Genomic DNA, 16,481 nt, shown 5'->3' on the forward strand with positions numbered 1-16,481 from the left:
AGTTGTTCTTCATAATCTCTTAATGATCTTTCTAATACCTCGTCAGTATTAGATGCTGGACTTCAATAAACTTAACAACTCAACGCTTCGCGTTTCGTTCGTTTCCGTCTATCTCGTCGGTATGGGGGTCATTATAGGGCAATTTCTTACACACGCAAGTGCTTTTCACTCACAAGAATCACGACTGTTTTATTTTTATGCACCAATATGGTTCAAAATAAACACAAAACGCAAATAAACACATGATATTTATAAAAAATATCATGTGAAATTATTTTTTAAACTTATGAGCTTATTTCTTTACTTCTGCTGTTTTAATGGTCACCGATTGGATAACCACAGGTGTAGTCGGTACATTTTGATGCATTCCGTAGTTTGCAGTCGGTACTTTTACGATTTTATCGACCACATCCATGCCTTTTGTCACTTTACCGAAAACAGCATAGCCAGCATTCATTGCACTTTTATTAAGGAAGTCATTGTTTGCTACATTAATAAAAAATTGGCTACTTGCTGAATCCGGGTGATTCATGCGGGCCATTGCCAATGTTCCTCGGCTATTTGCCAATCCGTTATACGATTCATTTTTAATGCTTGGCTTATTGGGTTTTTCAACCATCTTGGCATCCATACCTCCACCTTGAATCATAAAGCCAGGAATAACGCGATGGAAAATAGTGCCGTTATAGAAGTTATCTTTGACATAGGCTTCAAAGTTCTTGGCAGAAATTGGCGCTTTATCATTAAATAACTCAATCTCAATATTGCCTTGACTGGTCTTCATTTCAACCAATGTATTTGCAGCCATGCTACTCATACTTATCGTAGCTACTATCATTGCCATAAAAGCGTTCTTTAACATTTGTTAACTCTTCTGAATTAAGTCGAACTTGTTATTGACTGTATATTAGTCTTTGATGATTAAAAAGTAGTTCATACTATTATTAAAACGAGAAAAAACGATGACGCAGATCATTTCGACAAATACATCACTTGAGCATCTACCGCCTTGGCATTTAGATGGGGACGCTTTTATTTTGAATTATTGGGTTTCTCCTTCCTTTATACGTGCAGCACAAGATTTTCGTTTGGCGCCCTCACCCATCGGGCGAGTGGTACAAGTTTTATTAGTCCGCTACAAACACTCCCCGGTTGGTCCTTATGATGAACTGCTCATTCTGGATCATCCTTTAATGAGTAAGCGCCGACTCAGCTCGATTCCTAAAATTTATGTATCTACTCAAATTTCTGTTGATCATGGACAAGCCTTATGGGGTATTCCTAAAGAGTTGGCAAAATTTGAATGGCAGCAACATGCGCAAGAAATCGTATGTAGCATTAAAGTCCAACAACATGAAATGCGTATTCGCTTAACTAAAACTAGACGTCTACGTTCTTTCTATATTAATAGTCATCATCTACCTGCTTCTCTTCTACAAATACGACAAGCGTGGCAAGGTCGGCGTTACCAATTTTCACCACAGTTCCGTGGACATTTATCCAAACTAATAAATGCTGAATGGGAGAATACCCATGCTCTGTTTCCAGACTTTTCTCAAGCGCGCTATTTACAAAGCTTTTATGTTCCTCAATTTCATTTGGTCTTTCCTGAAGCGAGCATTCAAACCAAATAATTTAACCTTTCAATGGATAGCTTATTTAAATGTATAAAAGGTATGGTTTCACGTGAAACCATACCTTCTTTTATATTGATCATTTAATTTGTGAAGTTCTTAGCTACGCTTATCCCAAAATTTGCGGAATTTTGAACTAAACTCAATGACATATTTTTTAGCACGATGTGACACAGGGGTTAAATTAACAAAACCATGCGTTTGATCCGTATATTCTTCATAAAAAACTTTAATGCCTTGTTGACGTAATTTATGTGAATAAATCTCACCCTCGTCATGCAATACGTCATGCCCCGCCGTCAAAATATAGGCTGGTGCAATACCTGCAAGTTTGCCATAGGTAGGGGAAATTAAAGGATCGTCCAAAGCTACATCTTGCTGTTGTTGATATAGCGCTGTAACCGTATCAATATCTTGTTCTGTTAATACCAAACCGTCTTTATATGCAAAGAATGAAGGATGGCGGCTCTTGAAATCCACCACTGGATAAATTAATAACTGGGCTTGCGGTGCAAAAGCTTTTTTCACACTTCGCTGCGCAACCACTGTAGCAATATTTCCGCCTGCACTGTCACCGGCTACTGCGATTCGATTTTTAAGAATTTTAAATTGTGTGCGATTTTGATATGCCCATGCTAATGCATCTTCACAAATTTGAATAAGATGTGCAGGGCTCGCTTCAGGTGTTAACGGATAATCAATACTTAGCACTTGTGCTTTGGCATGTACAGCTAATAAACGACACACTTCATCATGTGTATCTAAACTGCCCACTACAAAACCACCACCATGATAAAATACGATCATCGGTAATTTTTTATTTGGTGCAGGATGATAATGTCGGGCGAATACCGTACCGCTTTGTAAGGGAAGACGTAAGTCTTGAACCAATTTCACTGCTGTAGGCTTTGTTTTAATCGACTCCATTTGCAATTCAAACTGCTTACGTGACTTCTCATAGTCCATCGTTATGAAGCCAGAGTTACCTTGTTTGAGTTGCGCCGCCATCATGCATTTTACCAGCGGATCAAGCTGCGGAAAGATATAAGGATAGTCGAGTTTTTTCGCAAGACTCTCTTTGGCAAAATTCGGTAAACGATCCAACAAACGTGCAGCAGTCCCCTGCCCTTTATCTTTCAAGTTTTTTAATGATTCATTCAAAGCAAACATGCCAAATCCTTTCGTTATCATTCTTCATACTTTCTACATGTTTTGGTCAAATGTGACCATATTCACATACAAGTCCAAACATCGATATACATAGCGTAGCCGTAGTTAAGCTAATCTTCTTTTATCAGGTTGTCATTGACAATTTACCAAATTTTCACGGGTTGATTTTGCAAACCCACTTTAAATAAAGGATACCGACCATGGCTAAGAAAATAATTGTTCTGTCCTTGGCGACAGCTTTTTTGGCTGTAGGCTGTGTGGCATTTCCTGAAGATGGCTATTACGATGGCCGCTACGATCAGCGTTATGATCAACGCTACGACCGTGGTTATGATTATCGGACTGATCGCCGTTATGATTCACGTTATGAACAAGACCGTCGTGCTTGGGAACGACAGCAACAACAACGTAATCGTCTTGAGTTAGAACGTAAAAAACAGCAACTTGAGCAGCGTAAGTGGGAACAAAATCGTAAAAATCAGCAAGATTGGGAACGTCGTAAAAACGAACTCGAACGTCAACGCACAGAACAACAACGTAAACGTGTTGAAGATGAACGTCGCCAACGTAATGAGCAAAACCGCCATAAAGCCCAGCAAGAACGGCAGCGTATTGAGCAGCAACGCAATAAAGCAGCAGATGAGCGTAAGAAACGTGCAGAACAATACCGTAAAGAGCGAGACAAAGACATCAAAAAGGTTTCTGACCAACAACGTAAAATTGCTGAACAACGACGTCACAATTGGGAAAATCGCCGTTAACAGATAAAATCAACATCTATATAGAAAAGCTCATACGACGTCATGGGCTTTTTTTCTTGTGCACATGAATCAAGTACGACCATTCAAATCAATTCATCAATAACAACGAAAATAGAATAAAAAAATAGACAGAAGAGGCATCCTATCTCCTGTCTATTCTTGTGCTGAACTGGACATATATCATTCATTCAGCAAATTTGAATTACTCCTGACCTGTTGGCTGTTGTGCAGCAGGTGCCGCTGGTACAGATTGTACTTCTACCCCTTGAGCTGAAGGATCAGCTTGAACAACTGCACCCGTTTGTTCTGTCGATATTTGTGCTTCTGCACCTGTGACTTGTTGTGCAGTTTCAGGAGACTCCACAGCTTCTTGCGAACTACAACCCACTGCAAGACCAGCAACACCCATCACAGCAAGTAGTAAAAGACCGGTTTTTTTCATCATCATTTTTTCCTTAATGAATTAAGTCAGTAAAATACATAAAGCGCATAACTCAACTTTACCCCGACATCATGGGAAATTATTTTGTGAAGTTCTCACCTTGTGAGTTGTAGTTTTTACGAGCGGGAGTACAAGTTATGCAATTTTTTATTAATTGTTTAAAAGGCGAAGTATATAAAAGATAAAGCGCAGACCTGTATCTCAGCACATTGTTATTCATGTGTTTTTAAACTAAATAACGGCCTTTTGAAGTAAGCTGACAGAATTTATAAATAAATAGAAAAGCCACAAAAATTGCAGCTCAGTTACCTAATGTATTGATTTGAAATATTTTGAACAAAAAAAAGCCTGCTTATGAGAGAAGCAGGCCATGAAAAACACATTCTAAAATATAGAAGAAACTACAGCGATAGAATCTGAAAACAATAATAGGGTTTCATTAATATTTTGAGAAATACTTTATAAAACTGATATTAAGAGTTTTTATGTATAAATATTAACCAGCACAGTATTTGGGCAAAAAAAATGCCGATTCTTGGGGGATCGGCATAAAAAAATATTTTTTTAAATTGGTGGTAGTTACCATATCCCTCTCTCCAGTAGATATGGTCACTTCCAATGTAGGCATTATCTTCGTTCTTCAGCTGAATGAGAAACCGTTAAAATTCATCGTATATATTCACGATTCCGATTATTCTTAAGATTACCATTCAAATCAATAATTTATAAATTCATAATTTATCGTAGATTTTTTTCATTTTTCCGCTTCTTATCATTTATTAGATAAAAAATCGCAATTAATCGTGTACTTCGCTTGAATTTTTTACCCTTGCCCCGATTTCTTGTATTAATCATGAATTCAAAACGCATGGCAGTTTGCTTTGATGTTGTTTGAACGCATAGCTATAAGGACTGACATGTTTAAGAACCCATTTAAACGGAGTAAATCAATGGCGACTGAGCAAAACCAAGAAGCTCAAGATCTTCAACCCGAGCAAGCAACAGAACAACAAGCCGCTCAAGCTGAAACTGAGCAAGCTGAAGTTACCGTTGAATCTTTGCAAGAACAGATTGCTCAGCTTGAAGGTGACTTAAAGCTAGAAAAAGCACGCACAGCAAATGCAGTGTACGAAGCACAAAAAAGTGTTGAACGCATCCAACGTGAGTCTGAAAAACATAAAGACACCGTTTTAGAAAAGTTTGCGAAACAACTCTTGGATTCTGTCGATAACCTTGAACGTGCAATTGCAGCTGTCGGCGACGAAAAATCAGCATTGTCTGAAGGTGTTGAACTGACGCTTAAATCGTTATTAACAACACTTGAAAAATTTGGTGTGGTTGCTGTTGATACAGCAAACGGTTTCAACGCTGACTTACATCAAGCTGTCGGTATCGACCCAAATGCAAAAGCCAACGAAATTGGCACAGTATTACAAAAGGGCTATAGCCTAAATGGTCGTTTATTACGTCCAGCAATGGTTATGGTTGGCGCATAAGACCAAGAAATTCGAGAGTTTTTGAAAAATTTTCCAGAAAATTACTTGAAAATTTTTGATTGGCTCTCATATCGGATAACAAGTAAATCCCTTTTTACTTCCCTTTGAGAAAGGGAAGAATTTGGGAATAAAAGAATTTTAGAGGAAACATCCAAATGGCGAAAATCATTGGTATTGACTTAGGTACAACTAACTCTTGCGTAGCAGTACTTGAAGGCGACAAAGTTAAAGTAATTGACAACGCTGAAGGCGCACGTACAACTCCATCTATTATTGCGTATAAAGATGGCGAAATCCTTGTGGGTCAATCTGCGAAACGTCAAGCAGTAACCAACCCTAAAAACACATTGTTCGCGATCAAACGTTTGATCGGTCGTAAGTACCAAGACCAAGCGGTTCAAAAAGACATCGGTCTTGTACCTTACAAAATTATCCAAGCAGACAATGGCGATGCTTGGGTTGATGTAAACGATAAGAAACTTGCGCCACAGCAAATCTCTGCTGAAATCTTGAAAAAGATGAAAAAAACAGCTGAAGATTACCTAGGCGAAACAGTAACTGAAGCAGTTATTACTGTTCCTGCTTACTTCAACGATGCGCAGCGTCAAGCAACTAAAGATGCAGGTAAAATTGCAGGTTTAGAAGTTAAACGTATCATCAACGAACCAACTGCAGCTGCACTTGCGTTCGGTATGGACAAAAAAGAAGGCGACCGTAAAGTTGCTGTATACGACTTGGGTGGTGGTACTTTCGACGTATCAATCATTGAAATCGCTGACCTTGATGGCGACCAACAAATCGAAGTATTGTCTACAAACGGTGATACATTCCTTGGTGGTGAAGACTTTGATAACGCGTTAATTGAATTCTTAGTTGAAGAATTTAAGAAAGAACAAAGCGTAAACTTGAAACAAGATCCGCTTGCACTTCAACGTTTAAAAGAAGCTGCTGAAAAAGCAAAAATCGAGCTTTCTTCTTCGAATGCAACAGAAATCAACCTTCCATACATCACAGCAGATGCGACTGGTCCTAAACACTTAGTGATCAATGTGACTCGCTCTAAACTTGAAGGTTTGGTTGCTGACTTGGTTGCTCGTACAATTGAACCATGTAAGATTGCACTCAAAGATGCAGGTCTTTCAACCTCTGACATCTCTGACGTAATCTTGGTCGGTGGTCAGTCTCGTATGCCACTTGTACAACAAAAAGTACAAGAGTTCTTCGGACGTGAACCACGTAAAGACGTGAACCCAGATGAAGCTGTAGCAATGGGTGCTGCGATTCAAGGTGCTGTACTTTCAGGTGACAAAACTGACGTACTTCTTCTTGACGTTACGCCGTTGACACTTGGTATCGAAACTATGGGTGGCGTGTTAACAGCGATCATCGAGAAAAACACCACGATTCCTGCGAAGAAATCTCAAGTGTTCTCAACTGCTGCTGACAACCAACCTGCTGTAGACATTTCTGTGTTCCAAGGTGAACGTAAAATGGCGCAGCAAAACAAATTGTTAGGTAACTTCCAATTAGGCGACATCCCACCTGCTCCACGTGGTGTGCCACAAATTGAAGTATCCTTCGACATCAACGCTGACGGTATCTTGAAAGTATCTGCGAAAGATAAGAGCACTGGTAAAGAGCAATCAATCCAGATTAAAGCAAACTCAGGTTTGTCTGATGCTGAAATCGAAGCAATGATCAAAGATGCTGAAGCGAATGCTGAAGAAGATCGTAAATTTGAAGAGTTAGCGAAAGCACGTAACGAAGCTGATGCACTTGTATCTTCTGCTCAAAAAGCAGTTAAAGATTTGGGCGAACAAGTGACTGCAGACGAAAAAACTGCAATTGAAACTGCAACAGCTGAACTTGAAGCTTCTACCAAAGAAAATGACGTAGAAGACATCAAAGCGAAAACTGAAGCACTTCAAAACATCATTATGCCGATCACTCAACGTGCATATGAAGCAGCTCAAGGTCAAGGTGGCGCTGAAGGTTTTGATCCGAATGCATTCCAAGGTGGTGATGCTGGTCAATCTCAAAAAGCGGACGATGGCGTAGTAGATGCTGAGTTCACTGAAGTTAAAGATGACAAAAAATAATTTGTCGCTTTAAATCAAAAAACCGCGCGCAAGCGCGGTTTTTTTATGCTATTCATTCAACAAATTTAATGAAGACAACGGATAAGATTAAAAAGTTAATTCAAATAAAAGCTGAGTTCCCAATTGATTAGACTTCAGCTACATTATTAAAAAAATAAAGACTTCATACTACGCCATGCGTTTTATATATATTCTAGTATTTGTACTGATGAGCCTGTTTTGGGTTGTTCAAACTCAAAACCATCCGCAACTTCGCTTCAATTCGGCTTGGGATCGGATCACTCACCCTTTCGACACACGATTACGTTTTCGTGTCAGCGATGTCGACCCACGTTTTGGTTTAAGTCAGACAGAGGTCATTCAGCTGAGTAAAGAAGCAATGGAAATTTGGCATCAAGGCACCAATAAAGATTTTTTTGTGTATGACCCCAAGGCAAAACTAACCATTCGCTTAATTTATGATAATCGACAAGACCATTACAACGCTTATAAAAAAGCACAGCAAAAGCTAAATAAAGAAAAACAACAAAATGATTTACATGCAGAAAATTTATCAAACTCACGACAATCATTAGCACAGCAAGAGGCTCAACTACGCTCCCGACAAGTCATGCTACATGCTGAAGCTGCTCGACTTAAACAGGAATATGCAAGTTGGAGTCGCATAGAGCAACGCCATGGTGAGAATTTACAACGCATTCAGCAACAGCTCATCAGTGTTCGAGATCAAGCTGCACAACTAGACCATGAAATTGATGCGTTCAATCAACAAAATAACCAATTCAATCTACAAGTCTCCAGCTTTAATCAAAAGATTGATCAATACAATGCTGGTGTGATCCAAGCCAATCAGCGTTTCCCTGCCCGAGAGTTTCACAAAGGCGTCTTTATGGGAGATCAAATCCAGATCTATCAATTTGATGCCGAAGCAGATTTACGTCTTACACTCGCGCATGAATTAGGCCATGCATTAGGCTTAGGCCATCATCAAGACCCCGCGGCCCTAATGTATCCTATTTTGGGTGCTCAACAATTGGAAGGTTTTAAATTAATGCCTGCTGACCAAACACTGCTTTATTATCGTTAATCTTTCAAACGTAATAAAAATCCCATACATTTTATAAGCCTATATAGGCTTTCTTAAACAAAAAACCGTCATTTCATGTTATTGTGATTGTGCAATAATTTCTTATTTATAACCCATCCGTGGAGAGCAATGTGAGTTACTACCATATCTTAATTGAAGTGAATGACCACATCAGCACGATTGAACAAACTCGCGATATTGAACTATTTGATATCACTGAAATTCAACCTTATCTCCATTCAGTGCTTTTACCCTATTTTAACGAGCAACTGATTGAATTTGAGGATGAAAATCTTGAGTTTAAAGATGTGTTACATCTCAAAGTAAAGCAAACTTTATTACCTATTAATGACCTGATTGAAGAAGAACAACGCCTGCTACCAAGTGATACGGATATTACGATTTCAGCTTATGAAATTTTTAATAATCATGAATTAAGTCAAGATGTGACTACTGTTATTTTAGATGTACTTGAAGCGTTAAAGTTTGAAGCTTAAGCCTTTGCTTAGACATTAAAAAAGCCCTCACAAGAGGGCTTTTTTATGGCTCATCAGATCAATCCGTTAGATTGAGAATGATGATCCGCAACCACAGGTCGTTGTTGCATTCGGGTTTTGTACTACAAAACGAGAACCTTCTAAACCCTCAAGATAATCAACAACTGAACCAACGAGATACTGATAGCTAAGTGAATCGACTAACATTTTCACATCATCATTCACAAATTCAGCATCATCTTCATTTTGGCTTTCTGCGAAATTAAAACCATAAGAGAAACCTGAGCAACCACCACCTGTTACATATACACGTAACATTAGGTCTTGGTTACCTTCACTGTCACGCAATTGGCGTACTTTATTGGCAGCGTTGTCAGTCAGCACAAGTGCTTGAGCATTCATGATGGATTCCTCTGAGTCATTTGGATGTCTTTAAAAAAGAAAAGACCATATTTCAAGTATAACATACTCAATATATGGTCAGTCTTGGCAGTTTAAAGTTAAATCAGAGTATTTTTATCAAGATTTACTTTTAGCTTATTTAAAGTTCTCATCATGTAATGCACATTCGAAGTTTTTCGGATCTTGTTTACAACGGAATTGCCACAAAAGTTTCATCATGCGTTTGTCATAAATACCGCGCTTGGTTAAATCAATACGCGCATCACGCATCATTTTCTGATAGCCAGCTCGATCCGCTGCTGGTACATCCATCCAATATTTGGTCGGAATTTCAGACTTCATTTTACCCAAAATGGTAAATGCTCGTGGCAATTGTGTTTTCACCCAATCACGTGATTTTTGGCCATATCCTGCTGGGAACTTATCTGGGCGGATAATAATATTGCCAGTCACTTGTAGAATTGGATAATTCACAATTGCGCCCTTCGAACCCAAACCTTTATGTAATTCTAGGGGTTTAAATACTGCAGCAGGTGCACCAATAATATCGACTTGACCATTATTAAACTTCGCACCAAAGTTGGTGACATCTGCACTCACCGCTTGAGCGCCCACTTGCTGCACCATAATTTTTTGCGCATCGTCATAATCAAGTACGGCAATTTTTTTACCTGCGGCCTTCGCCACAGTATTAATACTGCGGTCATTTACTAATAAATAGGCGTCACCTACAGGGATCACACCTGCAACTTCATAACGCCCTTGCACCATACTTTTAGCAAAAGTTGGATTCGCGAGACCTTGCATGACTTTAACTGCAAGTTTTAAGTCTGGTATTGCACCAATTGCATCTAAAGATCCGGTAAAAGCGTTAAATTGGCGACCACGCATGCCCGTGACACTGATCCCGTCGCACTTTCCGGCTTTAAAATCTTCAGCAATAACCGCTTCGTTTTGACCAACGCGCAATTCAATATCCGCGCCCCAGTTTTTTGCCGCTAATTGGTAATCTTTCATTAAGGCAAATACATCACCATTTTTACCGACAAGGTCAAAAACACAAACCACTTGTTTTGCCTGAGTGAGACCAGATACCGCCATGAGCACAGCACTCGCGGCCAATGCTTTTGTCCATTGTTTCATACTGACTTTCCTTGTGTATTCACTATTTTTATTTTGAGTGAAATGTTTTTTTAATTCGTACTCAATGGCTTAGCTTCATCTTTTAGTTTTAGCTAGAGACCAATTTCATTCAAGATTACCTGAATTTTAGATACACTCAATGGCTAGAATGACCAGCAAATATGCCAAAAAAAGCCTGGATCATTCCAGGCTTTTTTCATTATAAATCAGCTTATTCGCCGCCAAGAGAACATTCAAAATTCGCTTTATCGACAGAACAACGTGCTTTTTTCAGCACAGACATCATAGACGCATCATAGATTCCACGCTTAGTCATATCCATACGACCTTCACGTAATAATTTTTGATATTTGGTTTTCTCTTCAGCACTTAAATTCATTTTGTATTTTGCAGGAATACCACCTTCTAGACGGTTAATCATCGCAATACTCTTTGGTAAGTGTTTCACAAACCAATCACGTGATTTCTGACCAAAACCTGCTGGGAATTGATCTGGACGAATAATAAAGTCCGCAGTGACTTGTAGAACTGGGAAGTTAAACATCGCACCATTTGTACCCAGACCTTTATAAATTTCTAAAGGTTTGTATGCATATGCTGGTGCACCCACCATATCTACCTGACCATTATTAAATTTAGCCACAAAGTTTGATACATCAGAAATTACCGCTTGTGCGCCCACACGCTGCACCATAATTTTTTGCGCATCGTCATAACCCAATACTGCAAACTTTTTACCCGCAGCTTTTTCAATTGAGTCAATTTTTTTATCACGAACAAAAATAAATGCTGAACCTAAAGGTGCAATACCAGCAACTTCATATTTTTTACCGCCTAGGTTGCTCACCATTTTTGCTGCATTACGCTTATCTAGAGCAAAGGTAATTGCGCGTTGTGCGATCGCATTACTTGGTGCACCACCAAGTGCGTCAATTGAACCTGCAAATTTATTGTATTGACGAGCACGCATAGCGGTCATAAATACGCCATCACATTTACCCGCTTTAAAGTCATTGTCTGCAACCGCTTCATCCTGACGCGGAATTAGATTAATTTCTGCACCCCAGCCTTTTGCTGCCAGTGCCCACTCTTGAGCCATTTGATATGACTCACCTGACTTACCTAATAAGTCAAATACACAGATATCTACTGCTGCGGCTTGTGCTGAACCAGCAAAACCAATTGCAGCAAATGTAGCCAAGGATAGGAGTGTTTTTTTCATTGTATTGTCCTTTCAAATCTTTTTATGCTTCAGGGTGTCCCTACACAAAAGCGATATTAAGCAAGTTAATTTAAAAAAAATAGAGCATTTACTCCATTTATTTCGGTCATTTTGGCATATTCTGCATTTTTGTGATGCTTATCACTTTTATGGCAATACTAAATTTTATTCATTATCATTGCGTTATAAAAATGCATGCTTGTTTTTTCACTTGCAATTTTTTCATGAAATTTTACAAAGAAATACAAGAAAATTGCTTATTCACCCGAAACAGAACACTCAAAATTGGTTCTTTCAATGGTGCAACGCGCTTTTTTAAGTACCGTCATCATGGTGGAGTCGTAAATCCCTTGACGGGTCAAATCCATTCGGCCATCACGTAATATTTTTTGATATTTGACCCGATCTTCTTTACTTAAATTCATCTTATATTTCGCAGGAATCTCGGCTTCCATGCGTTTCACCATGGCAAAGCTTTTTGGCAGTTGTTTGACAAACCAAAGACGCGACTGCTCAGAAAATTGATCTGGAAATTTGCTGCTCCGAATCACTAAATCAGCAGTCACATTCACCACAGGGAAATTTACCATGGCGCCTTTTGTTCCTAAACCTTTATGTAGTTCTAAAGGTTTGAAGGCATAGGCTGGTGCAGCAACAATTTCAACTTCACCTTGATTAAATTTGCGGATGAAATTTGAAATTTCAGACATCACTGGAACTGCCCCAACACGATTGACCATTACTTTTTGTGCATAGTCATAATGTAAAACAGCGAATTTTTTGCCTTCAGCTTTTTCCAATGTATTAATATTTTTGTCTCGGACAAAAATATATGCTGAACCAATTTGACCGATACCAGCCACCTCATAACTGTCTTTACCAGCATTAGTCACCAGTCGTTTGGCATTACGCTTATCCAATACATAACTAATCGCTTTCTGGGCAATTTCATTATTGGGCACCCCGCCAATAGCATCGATTGATCCTGCAAATTTATTGTAGGCCCTTGCGCGCATAGATGTCATATAAAAAGCATCACATAAGCCGTCTTTAAAATCTTTATCCACTTTTGACTCGTCTTGATAAGCCAAAAGCTGAACTTGAGCACCCCAAGCTCGACTGGCGAGTGACCATTCTTCCATTAATTTGTAGGATTCACCCGCTTTGCCTAATAAATCAAACACACATACTTTTTGATTGGCATAACTTTGTGTGCTCAGCAATACAGATACAGCAGATAAAATCAAAAATCCTTTTCTCATTATCCCATTCCCATATATTCTTATTTATCCATTAAAAACAAATATTTGAAACATTTTTAAAATTTTAATGCATTTTGAATATACATAAATGAGTATAACGTGTCACATTTTTTCGGATGGTTGCGATGCTTTGTTTTTTCTTTTGCATAGCCATCTATTAGAATAGCCACATATTCTTCTTGTTTAGACAGTTCAATGATTCAGTTAGACCAACTTTCCATACGTCGCGGTGGACGAGTTTTATTTGAAAAGGCATCCATGCAATTGCATCCAGGCTGGAAAATTGGCCTAACCGGTGTCAATGGTGCAGGTAAATCTACTTTGTTTGCTGCACTTTTAGGTGGCATGGAGTCTGATGGAGGTTCACTCACCCGTCCAGCGGTATGGACTGTGGCACATATGGCGCAAGAAATTAAAGCGCTCGATATGAAAGCCATTGATTTTGTACTTTCAGGCGATGAAGAATACTGGGACATTCAACATAAACTTGAACATCCAGAAAATTTAAAAGACGAAGAGTTGGCACATTTATATGGCCGCTTTGATGAAATACATGGCTATACCGCTCCATCAAAAGCCTCTCAATTAATGGCTGGCCTAGGCTTTTTTGAACACCAATCTCAACTGAATGTCTCAAGTTTTTCTGGTGGTTGGCGTATGCGTTTAAATCTTGCACGTACGCTGATGAGTCGTTCAGATTTACTCTTACTCGATGAACCAACCAACCACTTGGACTTAGATGCAATTTTATGGTTGGAAGACTGGTTGAAAGCCTATGAAGGGACACTGGTTTTAATTTCACATGACCGTGATTTCCTTGATGCCATTACTGATCATATTCTGCATATTGAAAATCAAGAATTAACCTTATATACCGGTAATTATTCAACTTTTGAACGCACACGCTCAGAACGCTTGGCACAACAACAACAAGCCTATGAGAAGCAGCTCGAAACACGTGCCCACTTACAGAAGTTTATTGACCGCTTTAAAGCCAAAGCCACCAAAGCTAAACAAGCGCAAAGCCGAATCAAACAGTTAGAGCGTATGCAGGAATTATCTGCAGCACATGTTGATACTCCGTTTACCTTTAGTTTTCGTGAGCCAACAAAGATGAGCTCACCGCTCTTGCAAATGGAACATGCAGACATTGGCTATGGTGACAAGCTCATTGTGACCAACGTTAATCTACAAATTACGCCAAGCAGCCGAATTGGTTTATTGGGTATGAACGGTGCTGGTAAATCGACGCTCATCAAATCATTGGTGGCTGACTTAAAATTATTACAAGGTACACGCAAAGCATCTGAATTACTAAATATTGGTTATTTTGCCCAGCATCAAATGGATGCATTGGATGGTAATGCCAGCCCGATGCTGCAATTGTCACGCATAGCCGATAAAAAAATCAGTGAAGCATCTCTACGATCCTTCTTGGGTAGTTTTGGTTTTAGTGGCGAACGTATGGACACGCCAAGTGAAGGTTTCTCTGGTGGTGAACGTGCTCGTTTAGCCTTGGCACTGATTGTATGGCAACGTCCAAACGTGCTGATTCTGGATGAACCAACCAACCACTTAGATTTAGATATGCGTCACGCCCTGACCATGGCACTACAAGACTTTGAAGGTGCAGTTGTACTGGTATCACATGAACGTCAATTAATTGCCAGTGTTTGTGATGAACTGCTGTTGGTACATAATGGAAAATGCCGTGAATTTGATGGTGACTTGGTGGCTTATGCAGACTGGCTACGTCAAGCACGCATCGAGATGATGAAAAATGGCCAACAAATTGCAGCACCGATTCAATCTCAAGTTGAAGTAAAGCCAAGCATTTCAAAAGTGGATAAGGAAGCGCAGCGTAAAGAAGCTGCACGCCAACGTGAACTGACCCGCCCCATCCGTAAAAATATTGAAAAAAATGAAGTGCAAATTGGCAAAATTCAACCACGCTTAATGGAAATTGAGACTTTGCTTGGCGATACCGCTTTATATGAAGCCAATCGCAAAGATGATTTGCTTAAACTCATGAATGAGCAAACTGAATTAAAAGCAAAACTCGAAACAATTGAAGAACAAATGCTTGAATTAATGATGGAATTAGAGGAAATGGAAAGCAGTTTTGAAGCTTAAAAACTCTTATTTCAACCCTGAGCAGCATTATTAAGTAATTCTTATCCATCGCTCAAAAATAAATCACCGTGAGAATTCAATGTTCCACGGTGATTTTTAAATTCTACTAAACAAGCAATATTTCACATTAATTACTCTGTATCTTTCAGATAAATGAAATCTTTGTAAAACCTAGAAACCCAAATAAAAAGTGTCAAAGCGACATAAATAAATTCAAAACAGCATGATTTACAGCTCACATACGGCACAAGATATCCACAGCAGAACTTTTAAATTCAAATTCCTAATTTTAAATTCATAAAACCATTTTAAATTCAAAAAATAAAATACAGGCATTGTGGATAAATAAATTTGATATTTATTATCCACAATTATAATCAAACACCATTTTTATCGCTATTATATGTGAATATTCACACGACTTATCCACATTGGTAAAAGTTTTTTTAACTTTATCTTCTTAAATTTCTAGGTTTTTTATTTATTTTTTTCACTTTAACCAGCCGAATGTGCTGCTTTACTGGCTTTTAAAAAACGTAATTCTTGTATTTTCCAGCCTTGATGAAAATGCCAAATTTCTTGAATCTGCTGTTGATTTTCAGTCAAACCAATCAAAATTTTGCACTCTGTTTGATCGCGATTAAACTCGTATTCCTCAAACTCAACATCGGGTTTTTTCGGTTTCCACACGCCATTATTGACCGCATGTGCAATACGCTCATAACGTACATAATTCGTTTCCACCCGACCTTCTTGCTCGTATACCACTTTAAAATGCTCATCTTCATACTCAGCCAACACTGCATAATTGCCGGTAAAAAATGCATTCACCCAAATGTCTCGAATGTGTTCAAGTTGATTGTCCATAGCTGACAGACCTCTTATATTGTTGGATATTCGCTTAATTTAGACAGCTTAGCAGCAGAATAAGTCAATTTTATAAAACACAATTCGATGATAATTTAACCACCATAAATCACAATAGCATAAAAAAAAGCACTCCAAGGAGTAATGCCAGTCAGTTAAGAAATTGACTGGCATTTTCTTGGATATTTTTGTGCTTTAATTTTCACTACTCGCGGACATTGCCTTTGCCTTTTTTCAGGTAATACAAATATTTTAGATTGTTCAAA

Annotated in this window: 15 protein-coding genes; 7 read left to right on the forward strand and 8 right to left on the reverse strand. The window is 38.7% G+C overall.

Going from position 1 to position 16,481, the window contains the following annotated elements; genetic code table 11:
* Positions 1-292 precede the first annotated feature (292 nt).
* Positions 293-862, reverse strand: coding sequence for a peptidylprolyl isomerase (locus tag FTV09_RS14085; protein ID WP_067761942.1), 570 nt, complete (start codon positions 860-862; stop codon positions 293-295).
* 100 nt (positions 863-962) lie between these two features.
* Here FTV09_RS14085 and FTV09_RS14090 point away from each other — a divergent pair, with 100 nt between their 5' ends.
* Positions 963-1,634 (forward strand): acetoacetate decarboxylase family protein, encoded by a 672-nt coding sequence (locus tag FTV09_RS14090; RefSeq protein ID WP_180058682.1) that lies wholly within the window; start codon positions 963-965, stop codon positions 1,632-1,634.
* 99 nt (positions 1,635-1,733) lie between these two features.
* Here the strand turns inward: FTV09_RS14090 and FTV09_RS14095 are convergent, their stop codons facing one another.
* Positions 1,734-2,804 (reverse strand): alpha/beta hydrolase, encoded by a 1,071-nt coding sequence (locus tag FTV09_RS14095; RefSeq protein WP_180058683.1) that lies wholly within the window; start codon positions 2,802-2,804, stop codon positions 1,734-1,736.
* A 200-nt stretch (positions 2,805-3,004) separates the two neighbouring features.
* Here FTV09_RS14095 and FTV09_RS14100 point away from each other — a divergent pair, with 200 nt between their 5' ends.
* Positions 3,005-3,565 (forward strand): hypothetical protein, encoded by a 561-nt coding sequence (locus FTV09_RS14100; protein ID WP_180058684.1) that lies wholly within the window; start codon positions 3,005-3,007, stop codon positions 3,563-3,565.
* A 202-nt stretch (positions 3,566-3,767) separates the two neighbouring features.
* Here FTV09_RS14100 and FTV09_RS14105 read toward each other — a convergent pair whose 3' ends face one another.
* The gene (locus FTV09_RS14105) at positions 3,768-4,010 is read right to left on the reverse strand and encodes a hypothetical protein (RefSeq protein WP_081410234.1); all 243 of its coding nucleotides are present in this window, start codon (positions 4,008-4,010) and stop codon (positions 3,768-3,770) included.
* Positions 4,011-4,957: 947 nt separating this feature from the next.
* Here FTV09_RS14105 and grpE point away from each other — a divergent pair.
* From grpE to FTV09_RS14125, 4 genes are all read left to right on the forward strand, one after another.
* Positions 4,958-5,503, forward strand: coding sequence for a nucleotide exchange factor GrpE (gene grpE, locus FTV09_RS14110; protein ID WP_067761955.1), 546 nt, complete (start codon positions 4,958-4,960; stop codon positions 5,501-5,503).
* A 155-nt stretch (positions 5,504-5,658) separates the two neighbouring features.
* Positions 5,659-7,602, forward strand: a complete 1,944-nt coding sequence (dnaK, locus tag FTV09_RS14115; RefSeq protein WP_067761957.1) for a molecular chaperone DnaK — start codon at positions 5,659-5,661, stop codon at positions 7,600-7,602.
* Positions 7,603-7,810: 208 nt separating this feature from the next.
* Positions 7,811-8,689, forward strand: coding sequence for a matrixin family metalloprotease (locus FTV09_RS14120; protein WP_306669500.1), 879 nt, complete (start codon positions 7,811-7,813; stop codon positions 8,687-8,689).
* Positions 8,690-8,808: 119 nt separating this feature from the next.
* The gene (locus FTV09_RS14125) at positions 8,809-9,186 is read left to right on the forward strand and encodes a hypothetical protein (protein ID WP_180058686.1); all 378 of its coding nucleotides are present in this window, start codon (positions 8,809-8,811) and stop codon (positions 9,184-9,186) included.
* A 66-nt stretch (positions 9,187-9,252) separates the two neighbouring features.
* Here FTV09_RS14125 and erpA read toward each other — a convergent pair whose 3' ends face one another.
* The 4 genes from erpA to FTV09_RS14145 all read right to left on the reverse strand — a co-directional run bounded on the left by erpA (position 9,253) and on the right by FTV09_RS14145 (position 13,215).
* On the reverse strand, positions 9,253-9,588 hold the full coding sequence (erpA, locus tag FTV09_RS14130) for an iron-sulfur cluster insertion protein ErpA (protein ID WP_067761962.1): 336 nt from the start codon (positions 9,586-9,588) through the stop codon (positions 9,253-9,255).
* Between the two features lie 135 nt (positions 9,589-9,723).
* The gene (locus tag FTV09_RS14135) at positions 9,724-10,731 is read right to left on the reverse strand and encodes a putative solute-binding protein (protein ID WP_373687714.1); all 1,008 of its coding nucleotides are present in this window, start codon (positions 10,729-10,731) and stop codon (positions 9,724-9,726) included.
* Between the two features lie 211 nt (positions 10,732-10,942).
* Positions 10,943-11,953 carry a putative solute-binding protein gene (locus FTV09_RS14140; RefSeq protein WP_180058687.1) on the reverse strand — a complete coding sequence of 337 codons (1,011 nt, stop codon included), beginning with the start codon at positions 11,951-11,953 and terminating at the stop codon, positions 10,943-10,945.
* A 257-nt stretch (positions 11,954-12,210) separates the two neighbouring features.
* Positions 12,211-13,215: a putative solute-binding protein gene (locus FTV09_RS14145; protein ID WP_067761969.1), complete on the reverse strand. Its 1,005-nt coding sequence runs from the start codon at positions 13,213-13,215 to the stop codon at positions 12,211-12,213.
* Between the two features lie 195 nt (positions 13,216-13,410).
* Here FTV09_RS14145 and FTV09_RS14150 point away from each other — a divergent pair, with 195 nt between their 5' ends.
* Positions 13,411-15,348, forward strand: a complete 1,938-nt coding sequence (locus FTV09_RS14150; protein WP_180058688.1) for an ATP-binding cassette domain-containing protein — start codon at positions 13,411-13,413, stop codon at positions 15,346-15,348.
* Positions 15,349-15,843: 495 nt separating this feature from the next.
* Here FTV09_RS14150 and FTV09_RS14155 read toward each other — a convergent pair whose 3' ends face one another.
* On the reverse strand, positions 15,844-16,215 hold the full coding sequence (locus FTV09_RS14155; RefSeq protein ID WP_067761974.1) for a hypothetical protein: 372 nt from the start codon (positions 16,213-16,215) through the stop codon (positions 15,844-15,846).
* Between the last annotated feature and the right edge of the window lie 266 nt (positions 16,216-16,481).

The organism is Acinetobacter sp. YH12227 (genome assembly GCF_013417785.1).
Lineage (GTDB): Bacteria > Pseudomonadota > Gammaproteobacteria > Pseudomonadales > Moraxellaceae > Acinetobacter > Acinetobacter gandensis.

What these genes read in the sequence shown, in the direction of transcription:
- FTV09_RS14150 (WP_180058688.1), top strand. Translation starts at nt 13,411, where the DNA reads ATGATTCAGTTAGACCAACTTTCCATACGTCGCGGTGGACGAGTTTTA.
- FTV09_RS14095 (WP_180058683.1), bottom strand. Translation starts at nt 2,804, where the DNA reads ATGTTTGCTTTGAATGAATCATTAAAAAACTTGAAAGATAAAGGGCAG.
- dnaK (WP_067761957.1), top strand. Translation starts at nt 5,659, where the DNA reads ATGGCGAAAATCATTGGTATTGACTTAGGTACAACTAACTCTTGCGTA.
- FTV09_RS14100 (WP_180058684.1), top strand. Translation starts at nt 3,005, where the DNA reads ATGGCTAAGAAAATAATTGTTCTGTCCTTGGCGACAGCTTTTTTGGCT.
- FTV09_RS14135 (WP_373687714.1), bottom strand. Translation starts at nt 10,731, where the DNA reads ATGAAACAATGGACAAAAGCATTGGCCGCGAGTGCTGTGCTCATGGCG.
- FTV09_RS14105 (WP_081410234.1), bottom strand. Translation starts at nt 4,010, where the DNA reads ATGATGAAAAAAACCGGTCTTTTACTACTTGCTGTGATGGGTGTTGCT.
- grpE (WP_067761955.1), top strand. Translation starts at nt 4,958, where the DNA reads ATGGCGACTGAGCAAAACCAAGAAGCTCAAGATCTTCAACCCGAGCAA.
- erpA (WP_067761962.1), bottom strand. Translation starts at nt 9,588, where the DNA reads ATGAATGCTCAAGCACTTGTGCTGACTGACAACGCTGCCAATAAAGTA.
- FTV09_RS14085 (WP_067761942.1), bottom strand. Translation starts at nt 862, where the DNA reads ATGTTAAAGAACGCTTTTATGGCAATGATAGTAGCTACGATAAGTATG.
- FTV09_RS14155 (WP_067761974.1), bottom strand. Translation starts at nt 16,215, where the DNA reads ATGGACAATCAACTTGAACACATTCGAGACATTTGGGTGAATGCATTT.
- FTV09_RS14090 (WP_180058682.1), top strand. Translation starts at nt 963, where the DNA reads ATGACGCAGATCATTTCGACAAATACATCACTTGAGCATCTACCGCCT.
- FTV09_RS14140 (WP_180058687.1), bottom strand. Translation starts at nt 11,953, where the DNA reads ATGAAAAAAACACTCCTATCCTTGGCTACATTTGCTGCAATTGGTTTT.
- FTV09_RS14145 (WP_067761969.1), bottom strand. Translation starts at nt 13,215, where the DNA reads ATGAGAAAAGGATTTTTGATTTTATCTGCTGTATCTGTATTGCTGAGC.
- FTV09_RS14120 (WP_306669500.1), top strand. Translation starts at nt 7,811, where the DNA reads ATGAGCCTGTTTTGGGTTGTTCAAACTCAAAACCATCCGCAACTTCGC.